The following is a 19,183-nucleotide window of genomic DNA, read 5'->3' on the forward strand; positions in this document are numbered from 1 at the left end:
TCGCTTTCCCTCGCGATGGTATCCTCGTCCTCGCACCACAACCTCAAGGCTGAAGGGCGCTCGCTTTGCGATAATACAGTCCGGTGAACTGTTTTCCTCCGCTCAGGATGCAGGATACACAGACTTCCAGAAGCTCGCTTCGCGAAAAGTCCAGCTGAACTCGGGGGGTAAAGCGGCGATCCGACATTGCCGACCGCGGTTTAAGAATCTTCATTCTTCCTCAGACTAAGGTCCAGTTCATGACAGGACCAATGTCCGAAGACGAAAGTCTTTGGTCCTAATGCCATAGAATTACACCTTCCGCTGCGCCAGTTGTTTCCCGGGATGGAAGCGGCGAGATACCGGACCGCTTTTTGTAGAGCATGCGCAGAAGGTCGATGAACATGAACGGCGTCCTCAAAAGCGGCATCCTTGCCTTGGCATTTGCCGCTTCTTCCGCCGACGACGGCGTCGTCTGGTGTCGACCTCATCGCCAAGGGTGGCAATGACTGTGGAACGTGAGCAAAGTGCCACAGTTGCGGTCGTCGTGCCGATGTTCAATGCCGAACGAACGATCGGTGCTACATTGGCCAGTATCTGCCAGCAGACCCATCAGGCGCTGGACATCATCGTAGTCGATGACGGTTCGTCAGATAATTCTGCATCAATCGTGGCCGCTTATGCAAAGCAGGATCGACGGATTCGGATCCTTCAGCAGTCCAACAGCGGCGTCGCCGCAGCACGCAACAACGGTGCGGCTGCGACCGATGCTGAGTTTCTGGCGTTTGTCGATGCTGACGATTTATGGGCTCCCTCAAAGGTCGCTCTTCAATGGCAAGCTCTTGAAAAGGGCGGGCCGTCGGCAGGATTGGCCTATTGCTGGTATGCCCTTATCGACGAGGATAGCCGTGTGTTTTCGCTCCATAACCGGCCGAGCGCCGAAGGGCGCGTTCTTCAGAGCATGTGCAGAAACAATTTCGTCGGCAATGGCAGCTCGATGCTCATGCGCCGTTCCGCCTTCGAAAAAGCCGGGAAATTCGACTCCTCGCTAAGGGCGCGAAAAGCCCAGGGCTGCGAGGATCTTCTGATTTGTCTCAGAATTGCGGAGAGCTACGAATTTCGCGTCGTACAGCAACACCTTATCGGCTACCGCATGACGAACACGAACATGTCGAGTGACGTCAAGCAGATGCTTCGTTCGTGTGAAATCGTCCTTGCCGAGTATCGCAAAAAATATCCTCAGTACGGCACAGACCTCGATGCGCATTTGGTCGACATGATTCATTGGCTCGTCATCCGAGCTTTTGTCAGCGGACGATTTTTCGATGGCTGTGATCTGTTGAGGCGATTCCTGGCCTTGGAGCCGCGTCTGGCGATTTCGAGCTTGCCGAGCATGCTGGACGTATATTGCCGAGCCAGACTGGTACCCAATTGGGTCAAGGCGCGCTTGAGGGGATTGCGAAGCAAGAACGCCGATTTCCGACCTCTCTATACGGAGACGATCCAGTGACGGCGGGCGGTTCCCTCTTTAAGCGATTGCGCCGGCTTTTCTCCTTGGCAGGGGCGCCTGCTTGGGCGGGACCGACCATCGTCGGGCTCGGGCTGGCTGCGGCGGTCCTCGAGGGTGCCGGCCTCTTTCTCTTCATTCCCCTCATTCAGAGCCTAGGTGCTGCGACGGCGCAGCAGGGGGAATGGCAGCGTATTTTCGACCAACTTCTATCGCCTGTTCCTCAGCAACATTTGACTGCATTCCTGGTCGGAGTGTTGTGCGTCAGCATTCTCTTGAAGAATGCGGTCCATCTCATCAATACCTGGGTGACCCGTTATGTCGATGGGCTTGTTGCGCATCGGCTGAGAGCGAGGGTCTTCGACCAGACAATAAGCTCCTGCATCGACTACAGGGTCGAAAACAAGCGCTCGGACATCATCACGACAATTGCCAACAATACATGGAAGGTCAGTCAGGCACTGAGCCTCGCCTACCGTTTGATGATCTGCTTCAGCACGTTCGTCGTCTTCATCCTTCTCATGCTCCTGATTTCCATTCGGCTGACTTTCTTTTCGATGATGTTCCTGCTCCTTGGGGCCATCGCCATTCGCCTGGCGACGCGCCGCGCAGACGAGACCGGCAAGGCCGTTGTCGAAGAAAATAAGCAGTTCGGCCTCAGGATGTGGGAGAGCATCAACGCGCTGCAATTGATCCGGGCATTTGCCCAGGAAGACTATGAACGCAATCGCTTCCTGAAAAGTTCGGACAATGTGCGACGCCGCCTCCTGAAGCTCGATATGTTATGGGCGACACCCGGGCCTGTCTCGGAAATCTCGATCACAATCCTGATCGGTGCGCTCGTTCTCGCAGCTCAGACGGTAGGTTTAGGCATTGCAGCGCTGGCTGCTTTTCTATCGTTGCTATACCGTCTTCAAGGTCCGACCCGGGAGCTGCTGCAGTCGAAGATCGCACTGGACGGGCTCGCCGGCAGTATCGACGACGTCGATGATTTTCTGCGGACGACCGAGAGGCCGTTTCTCTCCCAGGGTCATGTGCCGGCACCCGCGTTCAGCAAGGCCGTTGAATTCCGAAATGTCTCGTTCCGCTATGCACCTGGCCAGCCGCTGGCCCTGCAGGACGTCTCCTTCAGTATTCCCGCAGGCAAGACCACAGCGATCGTGGGGGAGTCGGGGGCAGGTAAATCAACGGTGATGGCGCTGCTTTTCCGTTTTATGGATCCCACTTCCGGTGCGATCCTCGCAGACGGTATACCCCTTCCCGAATTCGATCTTCGCAGTTGGCGCAAGCGCCTGTCGTTGATGTCGCAGGAGGTCCATCTCTTCAACGACACGATTTCAGCCAACATCGCCTATGGCGACCTGGATGCTGGCGAGGCAGAGATACGCAAAGCCGCCGAAATCGCCAAGGCGGACGATTTCATCCGACTGCTTCCGCATCGCTACGGGACGCAGATAGGCGACCAGGGGATGCGTCTGTCGGGCGGGCAAAGGCAGCGCGTAGCGCTATCCCGAACAATACTTCGAAATCCCGATATTCTGCTCCTGGACGAGGCCACGAACGCGCTCGACGCCGAAACCGAACAGGCGTTTCAGCTCGCACTCGATGAGTACTCGCATAACCGCACTGTTGTCGTGATCGCTCACCGGCTTTCGACCATTCAGGCTGCCGACCAGATTATCGTGATGGCGAAGGGGCGCGTAATCGAGGCCGGCTCGCCGGACGAACTCCTCAAACGGCAGGGTCACTTTTCCAGGCTCAACGAGTTTCAGAATAGTCGCGGCACCAGGTTGGAAATTAGTGGATGAGCTACAAACTTGCTGACATCGAGCTATCGGAGCCCTTGGCGCCGATCGAACTCTCAGCCGGGCAGAAGGGAGTCGGCCTCATCGCCCGATGGAAGGGCCGACTGATCGCATTCGAAATGGTCGAGCTATCAGCCGGATCGATGATGACGGTCGAAAGGCTGAAAACCCTTGCCGGCGAGCGCTTTGCAGGGCGCATCCTCGTTGCTAAGCTGGAAGAAGAGCTAAGAAAACGGCAGCCGATGGAGGGGGCGGCGCTGCCGAGCCTAAGCATTGCAATCTGCACCAAGGATCGCGCGCAGCGTCTTTCCCGACTGCTAGGCTCGCTCGATCGGGTTCGGGCCGAATCCGCCTTCCAGTTCGTCGAAATCCTCGTGGTCGACAATGCATCGGTGGATGCCGCCACGCGCGAGGCCGTCGCGGGTTTCAGGGACGTCCATTATGTTTTCGAACCGAGGGCGGGGCTCGATTTTGCCCGCAACGCGGCTCTTCATGCGGCCAGGGGCGATTTCATCGCCTATCTGGACGACGACGTGGTGGTGGATCGCAATTGGCTTGCGGGCCTTGCCAAGGCGTGCCGGGACAATCCCGGCGTCGGCGGTTTCACGGGCCTCGTGTTGCCGTTTCGCCTCGACACCGAGGCGCAGATCTTTTTCGAGCGACGAGGAGGGTTTGGGCGAGGCTTTGCTCGAAGGGAGTTCCACAAAGCTCGCTTTGACAATCCGCTCCATCCCGTGGGTTCCGGCGTTCTCGGTGCCGGCTGCAACATGGCCTTCGACCGCGCATTGCTCATGGAGCTTGGTGGCTTCGATGAAGCGCTCGATACGGGAGCGCCGCTGCCCGGAGGCGGCGATCTCGATATTTTTTACCGTGTGCTGCGGTCAGGCCGCTCCATGATCTATGAGCCGGAGTACGCAGTCTATCACGAGCATCGCGAAACCATTCCGCAGCTCAGGCGGCAATACTGGACGTGGGGTCTCGGCATGATGGCCTTTCTTGTCAAAAGCTATCGCACCGACGATGAAATGCGGGCGCGGCATCGCGCCATGGTCCGGTGGTGGTTCTTCGACCAGCTAAAGGCGCTTGCACGCGCCGCAAGCCGGTTTCGCGGCCACGACCTGCGTTTCGGCATGGCGGAGCTGTGGGGCGGAATCTACGGCCTTGCTGGCGAATATGATCGCTCGTGTGCCCGCATCCAGGCGATCCGGGAGCGCAACCCATGACCGCAGAGCGCTTTGACGTGCGGCATATCGATCTCGCCACCGCCGATACCGGCACCCTGGGCGAGCCTGCATTGTCGATCTTCTGGTGGAGAGACCTGCCGCTTGGGATGCGTGCATCCTTGCAGGATGAGTTACCTTTCGGGATCTCTCAGTTGCGCCAGCTTGCCGCCGAATATGCTGCCGCGCAATTGGAAGCACGCAGCACCGGGCTAGGTGCGCCGTTGCGAGCCACGTATGAAGGATGGCCGAAGCCGGTGCTCTCGCTCGAGGCCGCGCTTAAAGCGGAAAATCTGGTCGAAAGCCTCGAAGAGTTCGCAGTCAAGTCTTGCGCTTCTGCGCGTGACATCTCTGTGGTGATCTGCACCCGCGATCGGGGGCCGGCGCTGGCCGACTGCCTTCGCAGCGTGGCGGCACAGCGCAGCACTCCGGGGGAAGTCATCGTCGTCGACAATTCTCGCGATGGGAATGCCAAGGGCGTGTGCGGGCAGTTTCCTGGCATCCTCTATGTCCATGAGCCGCGCGCTGGCTTGAGCCGTGCGAGAAACGCCGGAATTCGTGCAAGCCGGCTGCATATCATTGCCTTCACCGACGATGACGTCGAAGCCCATCCCGGCTGGACCGCGGAAATCGCGCGTGCCTTTGCGGATCGGAATATCGAGGCGTTCACCGGCCTTGTGCTGCCGGCGCGCCTCGACACGGCAGCGCAACGCTCTTTTCAGTTCACCATGGGCGGCTTCGGGACCACTTTTGTGCCGCTCACCTTTGACAGGCGCTTCTTTGAAGAGACGCAGCCGAGCGGGGCGCATGTCTGGAAGATCGGCGCCGGAGCCAACATGGCCTTTCAGCGATCTGTATTCGAGCGGGTCGGCATGTTCGACGAGCGCCTCGGCGCGGGGGCTGCAGGATGCTCCGAAGACTCGGAACTTTGGTACCGGCTGCTGGCAACCGGCGGAGCGTGCCTCTACGAACCCCGGGCCGTCGTTTTCCACCACCATCGCAGCGACTGGCCCGGGCTTAAGCGGCAGGTAAGAGCCTACATGAAGGGCCATGTAGCGGCGCTTGTGGCGCAGTACGACAATTTCGGCGATCGCGGAAACATCGTGCGTATCTGCAAGCAACTGCCGGTGTATTTCGTGAAGACTTTCGTCAAGTCGCTTTTCGAGGGGCCGCCGGGCAGGCTCGGAATTTTGGCCTCCGAAATGCAGGGATGGCTGGCCGGGCTGCAGTTTCTCCTGCGCTTCGGCTGGAGAAAGCGGCGGATAGCCATGCACGCAGCCGCCACGGATGCTAAGGGAACAGCGAAATGATCAAGAAGGCACCGCTCGGTCGGTTTCTGTCCAGGAATCCTTATCCGAATGGCCTGACCGATGGCCTGTTCTATCGTGAGAAGATGCGTGCCATCCACCGCGTTGCCCCGACCGAGACCGGCGGCTTGGGACGCGTGCTGGAAATCGGCGGTGGTCGCAGCGGCCTTGCCAGCATCCTCTATCCGGATGCGGAGATCGTCACGCTCGACATCGACCCGGAACTGGGCGACCATCAGCCGCCGTGGGCGAGATCGACCTTCATTTGCGGCAATGCCTGTTCGCTGCCTTTCGCCGACGACAGTTTTGACATCGTCACCCTGTTCGATGTGCTGGAGCATATCGAGGACGATCGCCGCGCCGCGCAGGAGGCGTTGCGGGTGGTGCGGCCGGGCGGACATGTCCTCATCTCCACCCCTGAGGTCAATTGGCACTATCCCTATTTCAGCGTGATGAAACGCTATTGTCCGCATGAGAGCGAGTTGATGCGTGAATGGGGGCACGTCAGGCGGGGATACCGCGACCCGGAACTCGCAGCCCTTTTCGACAGGCGGCCGGAAAGGCGTGCCACATTCATCAACCCCGCCACGGCTTTCTTCCATGACGTCTCGTTCTCCCGCCTCGGTCGTCGCCGTCGCAAGATACTCTATGCGCTGGCGGCGCCCGCGACGGTCATCGGTTATCTGATGCACCGACCTTCCACGCGCGGCACCGAGACGGCTTTTGCTTGGCGCAAATGACCGGCCACCGGACGCCGCAGTTGATAGCCCTCTTCCCATGGGGCGATGTGATCGAGGAATTTCTCGACCCGATTGGGCTTGAACTCGAGGATTTCGTCGAGCGGATGACCGGAGGTTGGCTGTTCGGCTATGCCGCGGCGCTGAGCTCGGCAGGCCACAAGCCGATCATCGTCTGCGCGTCTGAACGGGTGACCAGAATAGAGCGCTACGAGCATTCGGGCACGGGCACGCCAATCTGGGTCGCACCGGGAAAGCGGCCCCGGCAAGGCCATTCTCCTACCGCCTACAGCCTGCGGCGCGGGGTCGCGACGCCACTTGCCGCCTTCCGCGAGATCCTCACCCGCTCCCGATGCGACGTGCTGCTTGCCCAGGAGTATGAGTATATTCGCTTCGATGCGCTTGCATGGCTGGCGCGCAGACTAGACGTGCCCCTTTATGCCACCTTCCAGGGCGGAGATCGCACGCTTTCCTGGATCGAGGCGGTTGCGAGACAGCTCTCGCTGCGCGCCTGCCGCGGCCTCATCGTCGCTTCCTCCGCGGAACGCGACCGTCTCTCCAAGGCTTATCCGCGCATTGCGCTCGACATCGCGAATATCCCGAACCCGCTCGATACCGGGGAATGGCAGGCGATGGACCGCTTGGAGGCGCGAACAAGCCTCGGCCTGCCGCGGGATTGCTTCATTGTCCTCAATCACGGACGCATCGACATCCGCCGCAAGGGGCTCGATGTTCTCTTAAAGGCTTGGGCACACTTTGCCGACGATTCATCTAGCCAGTTGGTGATTATCGGCTCAGGGCAGGATAGCGAGGCCTTCGCAAAGCTCCTTCGCGAAAGCGGCCTGTCGAATGTGCAATGGCTTTCCAGCTACACGACGGACCGGCCTCTAATCCGGCGCTGGCTTTCGGCCGCCGATGCCTATGTCACGGCCTCCCGCATCGAAGGCATGCCGGTCGCGCCATTGGAGGCGATGGCCTGCGGCCTTCCCGTCATCGCCACGGACGCGCAGGGTTTGCCGGACATTATGGCCGATGGAGAGGCCTCGGGCGGCCTGATGGTGGGGCAGGAGCGGCCGGAGGAAATTGCACAGGCCTTGGCGAGATTGAAAGACGACAGCGCGCTTCGAGCCCGGCTCGGCGCGGCCGGCAGAAACCGGGTGACCGAAAAATTCTCGATCGAAGCGGTCGGCGCCTCTCTCGATAATTTTCTGACAACGGCCCGCAAGTAAGGATCAAATTCGGTTGCGATACCAGGCGAGCGCCGTCTCTATGATCCTGTCGATGCCGGATTGCCTTGGCACCCATCCTAGCTCCAACTTGGCCTTGTCGGCCGAGGCTACCAGAGCCGGTGGATCGCCGGCTCTGCGGGGGCCATAGGCAACGGGAACTCTCTGTCCGGAAACGCGGCCGACTGCGTCGACCAGTTCCTTCACCGTCGTTCCGTTGCCCGTGCCGAGGTTGTAGACATGCACTCCCTGGTCCCGCAATAGCTTTTCGCCTCCACGGACATGGGCGTGCGCCAGATCGGTGACGTGGATGTAATCGCGGACGGCAGTGCCGTCCCGTGTGTCGAAATCGGTGCCGTTGACGGTAAAGACCCGGCCCGGTTTGATCGCCGCCTCTATGACGAGCGGAACGACATGCGTCTCGGGTTCGTGCCGTTCGCCGGTCTCGCCATCAGGGTCGCAGCCTGCGGCATTGAAATATCGCAGCATCACCGCATTGAGGCCCCGAGCACGCGAGAAATCCTCCACCATCCGTTCGATCATGAATTTCGACCATCCATAGGGATTGATCGGCCATTGCGGATGGTTCTCGTCGATCGGGGTGCGTACCGGAATGCCGTAGGAAGCGCACGTACTCGAAAAGATCAGCCTGTTTACCCCGGCCTTGAGCATTTCCTCAATAAGGACCAGTGTCCCGAAACTGTTGTTCCGATAGTAGAGTTCAGGATACCAGACGGATTCGCCGACATAGGCGTAGGCAGCGAAATGGGCCACCACATCCGGTCGGTACTGGCGAAGGGCCGCAGCCATTGTCTCAGCGTCTGCGATGTCGCCCACGACGAGCGGGCCCCATTTGACTGCGTCGCGCCAGCCGCGGGAGAGATTGTCATAGGTGACGACCGACCAGCCGGCCTCGGCGAAAGCCTTGCAGCAATGCGATCCGATATAACCGGCTCCGCCTGTGACAAGAACGGTCGTCATTCTGCAGCGACCGCCTGCGAACCGTCCAACGAAAGCAGGTCTTCGAAATAGGCGATCGTTCTGGCAAGCCCATCCCGCAATTGGACCTTGGGCTTCCAACCGAGGTCGCGCATGGCGAGCCCGATGTCAGGCTGTCGTTGCCGGGGATCGTCGGCAGGCAAGGGCAGGTATATTATCTTCGATCGGCTACCGGTCAGTTCTATGACGAGTTCGGCAAGCTCCAGCATTGTAAACTCCGCCGGGTTGCCAAGGTTGATCGGGCCGGTAACCTCTTCCTTTGTCCCCATCAAGCGAACCAGGCCGTCAATGAGGTCGTCGACATAGCAGAATGAGCGTGTCTGCTGGCCGTTGCCATAAACCGTTATCGGCTCGTTCTGCAGTGCCTGCACAATGAAGTTGGAAATGACGCGACCGTCATCGGGGCGCATTCTTGGACCATAGGTGTTGAAGATGCGCGCCACTTTGATCCGGAGCCGGTGCTGGCGCCAGTAATCGAAGAACAGCGTCTCGGCGCAGCGCTTGCCTTCGTCGTAGCAGGAGCGCGGTCCTATCGGGTTCACTCTGCCCCAATAATCCTCCTGTTGGGGATGGATCTCGGGATCGCCATAGACTTCGGACGTGGAGGCCTGGAGGATCTTTGCGCCGACCCGCTTGGCGAGGCCCAGCATGTTGATCGCACCGTGGACGCTGGTCTTGGTGGTCTGCACCGGATCGTACTGGTAGTGAACCGGACTTGCGGGACAAGCGAGATTGTAGATCTCATCGACCTCTACGTAGAGGGGGAAGGTGATGTCGTGGCGGACGATTTCGAACGACCTGTTGTCAAGCAGGTGCGAGACGTTGCTCTTGCGTCCCGTAAAAAAATTATCCACGCAGATAACCTCATGTTTTTCCTGCAAAAGTCGTTCGCACAGGAATGATCCGAGGAAGCCTGCGCCGCCGGTAATCAGAATTCGCTTTGCTTGCTGCATCGCCGCTTATCTCTCAGCCAAAAGGGTGACGCCGTTGCCGTCGGAGGCCGCGGCAAGCGCGGGGGCGAGGATGCCGTTTTTGAGGACGCCGTTCATGTTCATCGACCTTCTCCGCATGCTCTACAAGAAGCGGCCCGATATCTCGCCGCTTCCATCCCGGGAGACAACTGGCGCAGCGGAAGGTGTAATTCTATGGTATTAGGACCAAAGACTTTCGTCTTCGGACATAGGTCCTGTCATGAACTGGACCTTAGTCTGAGGAAGAATGAAGACTCTTAAGCCGTACGGCCGTCGCTTTCGGTAGCCTTCCTAAGCGATGAGGACGGATTGCGGCACGTCACATGCCCAGGAAGTGTCGGCTAATGTGGAGGTCAGTAAGGCTACGAAGATGACCGAAGAATTCACAAGTCTCCGTGTGATCAGAGGCCCCCGCGAGAAGCGCAAGCCGGTCTGGAAAGGGCGTTGAAGGTGTGATCAAAACTAACGCCGCCGGAGAAAAGCCGGCGGCGCAGGACTGCGGAGATATGGGTTCGTCCGCGCTGAAGGTCAGACCGCAAGGTAAGACAAAATGTCTGCGGCGACATCATTTCCGGTGGAGCCGCTCGCCAGTCCGTTACTCGTCAACGCATCAACCTGCGCCGAAGTCATGGCGGCGATCTGACCCGGGGTAAAGGCCTCAGCCTGGGATGGCGTCAGGGCAGCGAGCGCGCTGGTGCTCAATCCCGAGATCGCACTCGAATTCAGGCTGATGATCTGCTCGGCGGAAAACGCACCGAGGTCGTCAGGGCTCAGCGCGGCTGCCTGCATTGCGCTGAAGGCGCTGACCTGCGACGTCGACAGCGCTCCGATTTGTGCTGAACTCATTGCCGCCACCTGGCCGTAGCTCAGCGAAGCCACTTGGCTTGTCGTCAAAGCGGCGATCTCGTCAGGGGATAGGGACGCGACAACAGTCGTGGATAGTCCCCTTATCGCCGTCGGGCTAAGCGCAGCGAGTTCCTCGGTCGGGAGCGTTTCCAAATCCTCGGAGGTCAACCCCGCAAGCCCAGCCGAACTCAATGCTGCTATCTGACTGGTTGAGAGTGCTTCGATCTGATCCTCGCTGAGAGCTCTGACCTGATCGCTGCTCAATCCGGCGACGCCGGCCGTACTCAAGGCTGCAATCTCATCAGGCGAAAGCGCCGCGATGAAGTCCGTGGACAGTCCCTTTATCGCGCTCGAGCCAATCGCGGCGAGTTTGTCCAGCGAGAACGTTTCCAGATCCTCAGAGGTCAACCCTGCAAGGCCGGACGAACTCAATGCGGCGATCTGACTGGTGGAGAGTGCTTCGACCTGCTCAAGGCTCAAGGCGCCGGTTTGGGCACTGCTGAGGCCTGCTATGCCGGCCGTGCCGAGAGAGGCTATCTGATCTGCCGAAAGCGAGGCGATATCGGCCGTGCTCAGCGCGGCAATCTGTTTCGAGGTGAGGGCGCCGACCTGAGCATTGGTCAGGGCGTCCACTTGGTCCGTGCTGAGGGCCGCGATCTGGTCAGTGGTCAGGCCCGATATGCCTGCCGTACCAAGTGCTGCCACCTGCTCCGGCGAAAGCGAAGCGATCGTCGCCGTCGACAAGCCGGAGATCGCATTCGAGCTGATTGCAGCTATCTCGCTGGGAGTGAAGGTGTCCAGATCGTCCGTTCCCAGAACCGCAATCTGTTTCGAGCTGAGCGCGCCGACCTGCGCACTGGTCAGGGCTTCGACCTGATCGATGTTAAGCGCCGCGATCTGATCGGTGGTCAGGCCCGCTATGCCTGCCGTGCCGAGTGCTGCCACCTGCTCCGGCGAAAGCGAAGCGATCTCATTGGTGCTGAGAGCGGCGATCTGTTTTGAGGTGAGAGCACCGATCTGCGCATTGGTCAGGGCGTCCACTTGGTCGGTGCTGAGTGCGGCGATCTGATCGGTGGTCAGACCCGATATGCCTGCAGTGCCCAGAGCTGCGATCTGGGCCGCCGTCAGCGAAGCGATCGTTGCCGTCGACAAACCCGAGATCGCATTCGAGCTGATTGCAGCCATTTCGGCAGGGGTGAAGGTATCCAGATCGTTCGTGCCGAGAGCCGCAATCTGTTTCGAGCTGAGCGCACCGACCTGGGCGCTGGTCAGAGCCTCGACTTGATCGGCGCTCAAGGCTGCGATCTGATCAGTGGTCAGGGTCGATATGGCTGCCGTGTCGAGAGAGGCAATCTGGTCTGGCGAAAACGAGGCGATGTTCTCCGTGCTCAGGGCGGGAATCTGCTTCGATGTGAGGGCGGCGGCCTGGGCGTCGGTCAGGGCCTCGACCTGATCGGCGCTCAAGGCTGCGATCTGGTCGGTCGTCAGGCCCGATATAGTCGCCGTGTCGAGGGCCGCGATCTGGGTCGCCGTCAGCGAGCGGACCGTCGCCGTCGACAGGCCCGAGACCGCGTTCATACTGATCGCGGCCATTTCGGCGGGGGTGAAGGTATTCAGATCGTCGACACTGAGAACTGCAATCTGTTTCGAGCTCAGCATGCCGACCTGGGCGCTGGTCAAGGCTTCGACCTGATCGATGCTGAGGGCCGCGATCTGATCGGTGTTCAGGCCCGATATGCTCGCCGTACCCAAAGAAGTTATCTGGTCTGGCGAAAGCGAAGCGATGTCGCCCGCGCTCATGGCGGCGATCTGTTTCGAGGTGAGGGCGCCGACCTGGGCATTGGTCAGGGCATCCACCTGATCGGTGCTGAGGGCGGCGATCTGGTCGGTGGTTAAGCCCGATATGGCTGCTGTGCCCAGGGCTGCGATCTGGGTCGCTGAAAGCGAGCCGATCGTCGCCGTCGACAGGCCCGCGATCGCACTCGAGCTGATTGCGGCGATTTCGGCGGGGGTAAACGTATCCAGATCGTCCGCACTCAGCGCCGCAATCTGTTTCGAGCTGAGGGCGCCGACCTGGGCGCTGGTCAAGGCCTCGACCTGATCGATACTGAGGGCCGCGATTTGATCGCTGCTAAGGCCCGCTATGCCGGCCGTGCCGAGAGCGGCTATCTGGTCTGCCGAAAGCGAGGCGATCTCGGCGGTGCTCAGGGCTGCGATCTGTTTCGAGGTGAGGGCGCCGACCTGGGCTTTGGTCAGGGCGTCCACCTGATCTGTGCTGAGGGCCGCGATTTGCTTGGTGCTCAGCCCAGCAATGCCTACCGTGCTCAAGGCTGCGATCTGAGCGGTCGTCAGGGAGGCTATGGTCTCTGTCGACAATCCCGTGATCGCACCGGAACTGATCGCGGCAATGTCCTTGGTCGTGAAGGTTGCTATGTCGTCCGGCCCAAGCACTGCAAGCTGTGTGGAACTGAGAGTGCCAACCTGCGCACTGGTCAGGGCCTCCACCTGAGCGGCGCTCAAGGCTGCAATCTGCTTGGTGCTCAGTGCGTTGATGTCTGCCGTGCTCAGGGCTGCGATCTGAGCGGTCGACAGCGAGGCGATCGTGTCTGTCGACAACCCGGAGATGGCATTCGAGCTGATCGCCGCGATGTCCTTGGTCGAGAACGTTGCTATGTCGTCGGTGCTCAGGGCCGCAATCTGTTTTGAGCCGAGCGCGCCGACCTGGGCATTGGTTAGGGCCTCGACCTGTGCTGTGCTCAAGGCGGCGATCTGCGCGGTGCTCAGCGCACTGATGCTCTGCGTGCTCAGGGCTGCGATCTGGGCTGTCGTCAGGGAGGCTATGGTCTCTGTCGACAATCCCGGGATAGCACTCGAACTAATCGCGGCAATATCCTTGGTCGTAAACGTCGCTATGTCGTCCGGCCCGAGCACCGTAATCTGTGTGGAATGGAGATCGCCGACCTGCGCACTGGTCAGGGCTTCAGCCTGACTGGTGCTGAGGGTGGCCAGCTGCTGGGAGCTTAATCCCGCAATGCCAGCGGTGCTCAGAGAGGCGATTTGGCTCGTTGAAAGAGCCGCTATGTCGTTTGTGCTCAGGGCAGCAACTTGCGCCGAGCTCAGCGCTGCCATCTGCTTGCTCGATAAAATCGAAATCTGGCCGGTGCTCAGAGCGGCGATCTGGCTGGTCGAAAGTCCCGCAACACCGGAAGCGCTCAGTGCCGCGATCTGGGCCGCGGAAAGCGATTCTATGTCATCCGTGCTCAGTGCCGCAATCTGTCTCGAGCCGAGCGCACCGATTTGGGCACTGGTGAAGGCGTCGACCTGATCGGCGGTCAGGGCGCCAATCTGATCGGCGGTCAGGCCCGCAACGCCCGATGTGCTCAACATGGCAATTTGATCGGTGGACAGGACTGCAACATCGTCGCCCAAGGCGGCGACTTGTGCCGAACTCAACGCCTTGACCTGCGCGGTGGATAGAAGGCTGACCTGATTGCTGTTCAAGGCTTCCACCTGATCGGTCGTCAGGCTTGCAACAGCACTCGTGCTGAGGGCGGCGATCTGATCTTTGGTGAGGGCCGCGATAATGTCCGTATCCAAGCCCGGCATGGCTCTGTTCGTGATCGCCGCGATATCGGCCGTCGAGAAGGTCGCTATATCCTCGGCGCTCAGAGCCGAAAGTTGCGCCGAGCTCAGCGACTTCACCTGCGTCGACGAGAGGGCTTGGACCTGATCGGTGCTCAAGGCTTCAATCTGATCGGTCGTCAAGCTTGCAACGACGGCGGCACTCAGGGCGGCGATCTGATTTGTGGAAAGCGCCGCGATCGCCTCCGCGCTCAAGCCAGGCATCGCTTTGCTGCTGATCGCCGCGATATCGGCGGTCGAAAAGGTCGCTATGTCCTCGGCGCTCAGGGCCGCAAGTTGTGCCGAGCTCAGCGACTTCACCTGCGTCGACGAGAGGGCCTGGACCTGATTGGTGCTCAAAGCGTCGATCTGGTCGGCCGTCAGGCCTGCAATCGCGCTGGTGCTCAGGGCAGCAATCTGAGCGGTCGACAGAGCCGCGATCTGATCGGCATTCAAGGACTGGAGTTGTGCTGCCTTGAGGGCGTTGAGTTGGGCCGTCGTCAATGCGGCGATCTGATCGGTGGAAAGGGCGGCGATTGAGTCCGTGCTCAGGCCCGGCGTGGCCTTGCTGGTGATCGCTGCGATATCGGCAGTCGAGAGAGTCGCTATGTCCTCCGCACTCAAGGCTGCGAGTTGCGTCGAACTCAGCGACCTCACCTGTACCGACGACAGCGCCCCGATCTGGTCCGCGCTCAAGGCCGCGAGTTGTGTCGTTTTGAGGGTGGCGATCTGGGCGGTCGTCAATGCTGCGATCTGATCGGCGGAAAGCGCCGCCATCGCGTCCGTGCTCAGGCCCGGTGCGGCTTTGCTGGTGATTGCCGCGATATCCGCGGTCGAGAAGGTCGCTATGTCCTCGGCGCTCAGGGCCGCAAGTTGTGCGGAGCTCAGCGACATCACCTGTACCGGCGACAAGGCCCCGACCTGGTCCGCGCTCAAGGCGGCGATTTGTGTCGTTTTGAGGCCGGCGATCTGGGCCGTCGTCAGTGCGGCAATCTGATCGGCGGAGAGCCCTGCGATAATATCCGTGCTCAAGCCCGGCATGGCTTTGCCCGTGATAGCCGCGACATCGGCAGTGGAGAAGGTCGCTATGTCCTCGGCACTCAGAGCAGCAAGTTGCGTCGAACTCAGTGACTTCACCTGTGTCGATGTGAGGGCTTCGACCTGATCGGTGCTCAAGGCCGCAATCTGATCGGTCGTCAGGCTCGCAATCACGCTGGTGCTCAGGGTGGCAATCTCGTTGGTGGAAAGCGCTGAGATCGCCTCCGTGCTCAACCCCGGCATGGCTTTGCTGGTGATCGCCGCGATATCGGCGGCGGAGAAGGTCGCTATGTCCTCCGCGCTCAGAGCAGCGAGTTGCGTCGAACTCAATGACTTCACCTGCGTCGACGACAGAGCCTCGACCTGATCGGTGCTCAGGGCCTGGAGTTGCGTTGCGTTGAGGCTAGGGATCTGGACCGTCGACAATGCGGCGATCTGATTTGTGGAAAGCGCCGCGATCGTGTCCGTGCTCAGGCCCGGCATGGCTCTGGTGGTGATTGCCGCGATATCCGCGGTCGAGAACGTCGCTATATCCTCGGCGCTCAAGGCCCCAACTTGCGTCGAATTCAGCGACTTCACCTGTGTTGGCGACAGGGCCTCGACCTGATCGGTGCTCAATGCGGCGATCTGATCGGTCGTCAGGCCTGCAATCGCGCCGGTGCTCAAGGCAGTAATCTGAGCGGGCGACAGGGCCTCGATCTGATCGGTGCTCAAGGTCTGGACTTGCGTTGCCTTGAGGGCGCCAAGCTGGGCCGTTGTCAACGCGGCGATTTGCTCGGTGGAGAGCCCCGCGATAACCTCCGTGCTTAAGCCAGGCATGGCTTTGCCTGTGATCGCTGCCATATCGGCGGCAGAGAAGGTTGTTATGTCCTCGGCGCTCAGAGCAGCAAGTTGTGCGGAGCTCAGTGACATCACCTGCGTCGGCGACAGGGCCTCGACCTGATCGGTGGTCAAGGCCGCGATTTGTGTCGTCTTGAGAGCGACGATCTGGGCGGTCGTCAGTGCGGCGATCTGATCGGTGGAGAGCCCGGCGATAATGTCCGTGCTCAAGCCCGGCATGGCTTTGCCCGTGATCGCGGCGATGTCGGCGCCGGAGAAGGTTGCTATATCCTCCGCGCTCAGGGCCGCAAGTTGCGTCGAACTTAGCGACGCCACCTGTGTCGGCGACAGGGCCTCGACCTGGTCCGCACTCAAGGCCGCGATTTGCGTCGTCTTGAGAGCGGCGATCTGGGCAGTCGTCAATGCGGCGATCTGATCGGTGGAGAGCCCGGCGATAATGTCGGTGCTCAAGCCTGGGATGGCCCTGTTTGTGATCGCCGCAATATCGGCAGTCGAGAAGGCCGCACTGTCCTCCGCGCTCAGAGCAGATAGTTGCGTTGAACTCAGCGACTTCACCTGAGTCGGCGACAGGGCCCCGATCTGATCTGGGCTCAAGGCCGCGATCTGATCGGTCGTCAGGCTTGCAACCGCGCTCGTGCTCAAGGCGGCGATCTGATCTGTGGAAAGCGCAGCGATAGTATTCGCGCTCAAGCCCGGCGTGGCTTTGTTCGTGATCGCCGCAATATCGGCAGTCGAGAAGGTCGCTAGATCATCCGCACTCAGAGCAGCAAGTTGGGTTGAACTCAGCGACTTCACCTGTGTCGGAGACAAGGCTTCAACCTGATCAGGGCTCAAGGCCTCGATCTGATCGGTCGTCAGGCCTGCAACCGCGCTCGTGCTCAGGGCGGCGATCTGATCTGTCGTGAGGGCTGCGACAATGTCCGCGCTCAAGCCCGGCATGGCTTTGCTGGTGATAGCTGCGATATCGGTAGTCGAGAAGGTCGCTATATCCTCTGCGCTCAGGGCCGCAAGTTGCGTCGAACTCAGCGACTTCACCTGTGCCGGTGACAGGGCCCTGACCTGGTCGGTGCTCAAGGCGGCGATCTGATCGGTCGTCAGGCCTGCAATCGCGCCGGTGCTCAAGGCAGTAATCTGAGTGGGCGACAGGGCCTCGATTTGATCGGTGCTCAAGGCCTGGAGTTGCCCTGCCTTGAGGGCATTAACCTGGGCAGTCGTCAATGCGGCGATCTGATCGGTGGAAAGTGCCGCGATTGCGTCCGTGCTCAAGCCCGGCAAGGCTCCGTTCGCGATCGCCGCGATATCGGCAGTCGAGAATGTCGCTATGTCCTCCGCAGTCAAGGCCTGGAGTTGCGTCACTCTGAGGGCGCTGACCTGAGATGAGGTCAGAGCTTCCGCCTGATCTGTCGTTAGAGCATGAAGCTGTGTGGTGGTGAGTGCGGAAACCTGGCTCGAGCTTAGACCTTCGATGGCGTACTTATCGAGAATGCTCAACTGGTCCAGCGTCAAACCAATTATGGCGCCTTGTGAAATGGCGCTTAGCTGTTGAGTGTCGAGGACTTTGACATCCTCTGTATCCAAGGCTGCGATCTGAGCCGAAGAAAGCGCTTTGATCTGAGCTGTGGAAAGCGACGCCACATCGTCGGTTGACCAGGCTGCGACTGCCGCTGTCGAAAGATATCTGATCTGATTGACATTCAGGGAAGAAACGATCGAAGTCATGTCCGCAAATCCTAAACGTTAAGTCCAACGTCCCAACAGCCAGCAGATGGCTTGCCTGTCCAAGCTCTGAAGGAGCATTGGCCATTCAAGCCCACCTTGTCGTAGACGCTGAGTACGCAAACGGGCTTGCCTGAACCTGAAGTTGATATGCTTCAGCCGATCTGGTTGGGTTTGAGCGGTCCTCGACCGCTCTGCGCAAGGACGGAAATTACGCCGCACAGCTCGGCGGCTTCAGAAGCCCGCTTGGTCAATACCAGCGGGCGTCCTGCATTCTAAGGCAAGGCATTTGAACGCCCGGCTTCTATTTACCGCTCCGATGCAAGCACGCAGCACTGTTCCGGCAAGTGCACGAGCACGGCCTCACTTCCCGCCGCCATAGGGTCCGACAAGGCTCCGTTGGCGACGATATCGCCCGCTGGTGTCGCGCATTGATATTGATAGGCGCGGCCGAGATAGGTTCTTGTTCCGAGAACAGCCGGCAAACCCGCACCTTCGCGGCGAACAGCCAGGCCTTCGGCGCGGCAGGCAAGAACGAATTCGTCGGGGATCGGCCCCAAATCATCCTGCGAAAGAATGATCCTGGCGCCGCCAGCGGTTTCGGTGGCGACCGATGCGCCGTTGCGGGCGACGACCCGCATGGACAAGAGATTTTCGAAGCCGACGAAGCGCGCGACAAAGGCATTGGCCGGCTTCTGATAGAGCACTTCGGGCCTGTCGAGCTGCATAATGCGGCCGGCATTCATGATGGCGACACGATCCGAGATCGAGAAGGCCTCTTCCTGGTCGTGGGTCACGTAGAGCGACGTCGTGCCGTTGGCGCGCTGCAATTGGCGAATCTCGACGCGCATGTCGATCCTGAGCTTGGCGTCGAGGTTGGAGAGCGGTTCGTCGAACATCAAAAGCGGCGGCTCAATGACGAGGGCGCGGGCAAGCGCTACGCGCTGTTTCTGGCCGCCGGAGAGTGCCGAGGGAAGCCGGTCCATAAGGCCGGACAGCCCGACGCGCTCCAGCATGGCTGCCGCCTTCTTCGAACGCTCTGGCATGGCCATACCCCGCTGCTTCAGGCCGAAGGCGACGTTTTCGAGGACAGTGAGATGTGGAAACAATGCGTAGTTCTGGAAGACCAGACCGATATTGCGGGCATGCGCCGGGAGCTTCGTCAGATCCCGGTCGCCGAGACGGACGGTGCCGCTCGTGGGCTGCAGGAAGCCGGCGACGAGGCGTAACGTGGTGGTCTTGCCACAGCCGCTGGAGCCGAGCAGGGAAACGAGTTCGCCGGCGGCGATCGAAAGCGACAGATCCTGCAGCACCGGGGTGTTGCCGTAATGGGCGGTAATGGAGTCGATGGAAAGCGATACGGTCACGGGC

Annotated in this window: 10 protein-coding genes; 6 read left to right on the forward strand and 4 right to left on the reverse strand. The window is 60.3% G+C overall.

Going from position 1 to position 19,183, the window contains the following annotated elements:
* The first annotated feature begins 484 nt into the window (after nt 1–484).
* Genes FHT86_RS16430 through FHT86_RS16455 form a run of 6 tightly spaced genes read left to right on the forward strand, consistent with a single transcriptional unit; the run spans nt 485 to nt 7,784 of the window.
* On the forward strand, nt 485–1,489 hold the full coding sequence (locus FHT86_RS16430; RefSeq protein WP_133707903.1) for a glycosyltransferase family 2 protein: 1,005 nt from the start codon (nt 485–487) through the stop codon (nt 1,487–1,489).
* On the forward strand, nt 1,486–3,294 hold the full coding sequence (locus FHT86_RS16435) for an ABC transporter ATP-binding protein (RefSeq protein WP_133707904.1): 1,809 nt from the start codon (nt 1,486–1,488) through the stop codon (nt 3,292–3,294). The genes FHT86_RS16430 and FHT86_RS16435 overlap by 4 nt, the downstream gene beginning before the upstream one ends.
* Nucleotides 3,291–4,514 (forward strand): glycosyltransferase family 2 protein, encoded by a 1,224-nt coding sequence (locus FHT86_RS16440; RefSeq protein WP_133707905.1) that lies wholly within the window; start codon nt 3,291–3,293, stop codon nt 4,512–4,514. Before FHT86_RS16435 ends, FHT86_RS16440 begins: the two co-directional genes overlap by 4 nt.
* Nucleotides 4,511–5,821, forward strand: coding sequence for a glycosyltransferase family 2 protein (locus FHT86_RS16445; protein WP_133707906.1), 1,311 nt, complete (start codon nt 4,511–4,513; stop codon nt 5,819–5,821). The genes FHT86_RS16440 and FHT86_RS16445 overlap by 4 nt, the downstream gene beginning before the upstream one ends.
* Nucleotides 5,818–6,558: a class I SAM-dependent methyltransferase gene (locus FHT86_RS16450; RefSeq protein WP_133707907.1), complete on the forward strand. Its 741-nt coding sequence runs from the start codon at nt 5,818–5,820 to the stop codon at nt 6,556–6,558. Before FHT86_RS16445 ends, FHT86_RS16450 begins: the two co-directional genes overlap by 4 nt.
* Nucleotides 6,555–7,784, forward strand: coding sequence for a glycosyltransferase family 4 protein (locus FHT86_RS16455; protein WP_133708613.1), 1,230 nt, complete (start codon nt 6,555–6,557; stop codon nt 7,782–7,784). The genes FHT86_RS16450 and FHT86_RS16455 overlap by 4 nt, the downstream gene beginning before the upstream one ends.
* 3 nt (nt 7,785–7,787) lie before the next feature.
* Here the strand turns inward: FHT86_RS16455 and galE are convergent, their stop codons facing one another.
* The 4 genes from galE to FHT86_RS16475 all read right to left on the reverse strand — a co-directional run bounded on the left by galE (nt 7,788) and on the right by FHT86_RS16475 (nt 19,179).
* Nucleotides 7,788–8,762, reverse strand: coding sequence for a UDP-glucose 4-epimerase GalE (galE, locus tag FHT86_RS16460; RefSeq protein ID WP_133707908.1), 975 nt, complete (start codon nt 8,760–8,762; stop codon nt 7,788–7,790).
* Nucleotides 8,759–9,733 (reverse strand): UDP-glucuronic acid decarboxylase family protein, encoded by a 975-nt coding sequence (locus FHT86_RS16465; RefSeq protein WP_133707909.1) that lies wholly within the window; start codon nt 9,731–9,733, stop codon nt 8,759–8,761. The genes galE and FHT86_RS16465 overlap by 4 nt, the downstream gene beginning before the upstream one ends.
* Nucleotides 9,734–10,279: 546 nt before the next feature.
* Nucleotides 10,280–17,815 (reverse strand): hypothetical protein, encoded by a 7,536-nt coding sequence (locus FHT86_RS16470; protein ID WP_246779566.1) that lies wholly within the window; start codon nt 17,813–17,815, stop codon nt 10,280–10,282.
* A 305-nt stretch (nt 17,816–18,120) separates the two neighbouring features.
* Nucleotides 18,121–19,179, reverse strand: a complete 1,059-nt coding sequence (locus FHT86_RS16475) for an ABC transporter ATP-binding protein (RefSeq protein ID WP_133707910.1) — start codon at nt 19,177–19,179, stop codon at nt 18,121–18,123.
* Between the last annotated feature and the right edge of the window lie 4 nt (nt 19,180–19,183).

It is taken from the genome of Rhizobium sp. BK313 (assembly GCF_014193655.1).
Taxonomy (GTDB): Bacteria; Pseudomonadota; Alphaproteobacteria; order Rhizobiales; family Rhizobiaceae; genus Rhizobium.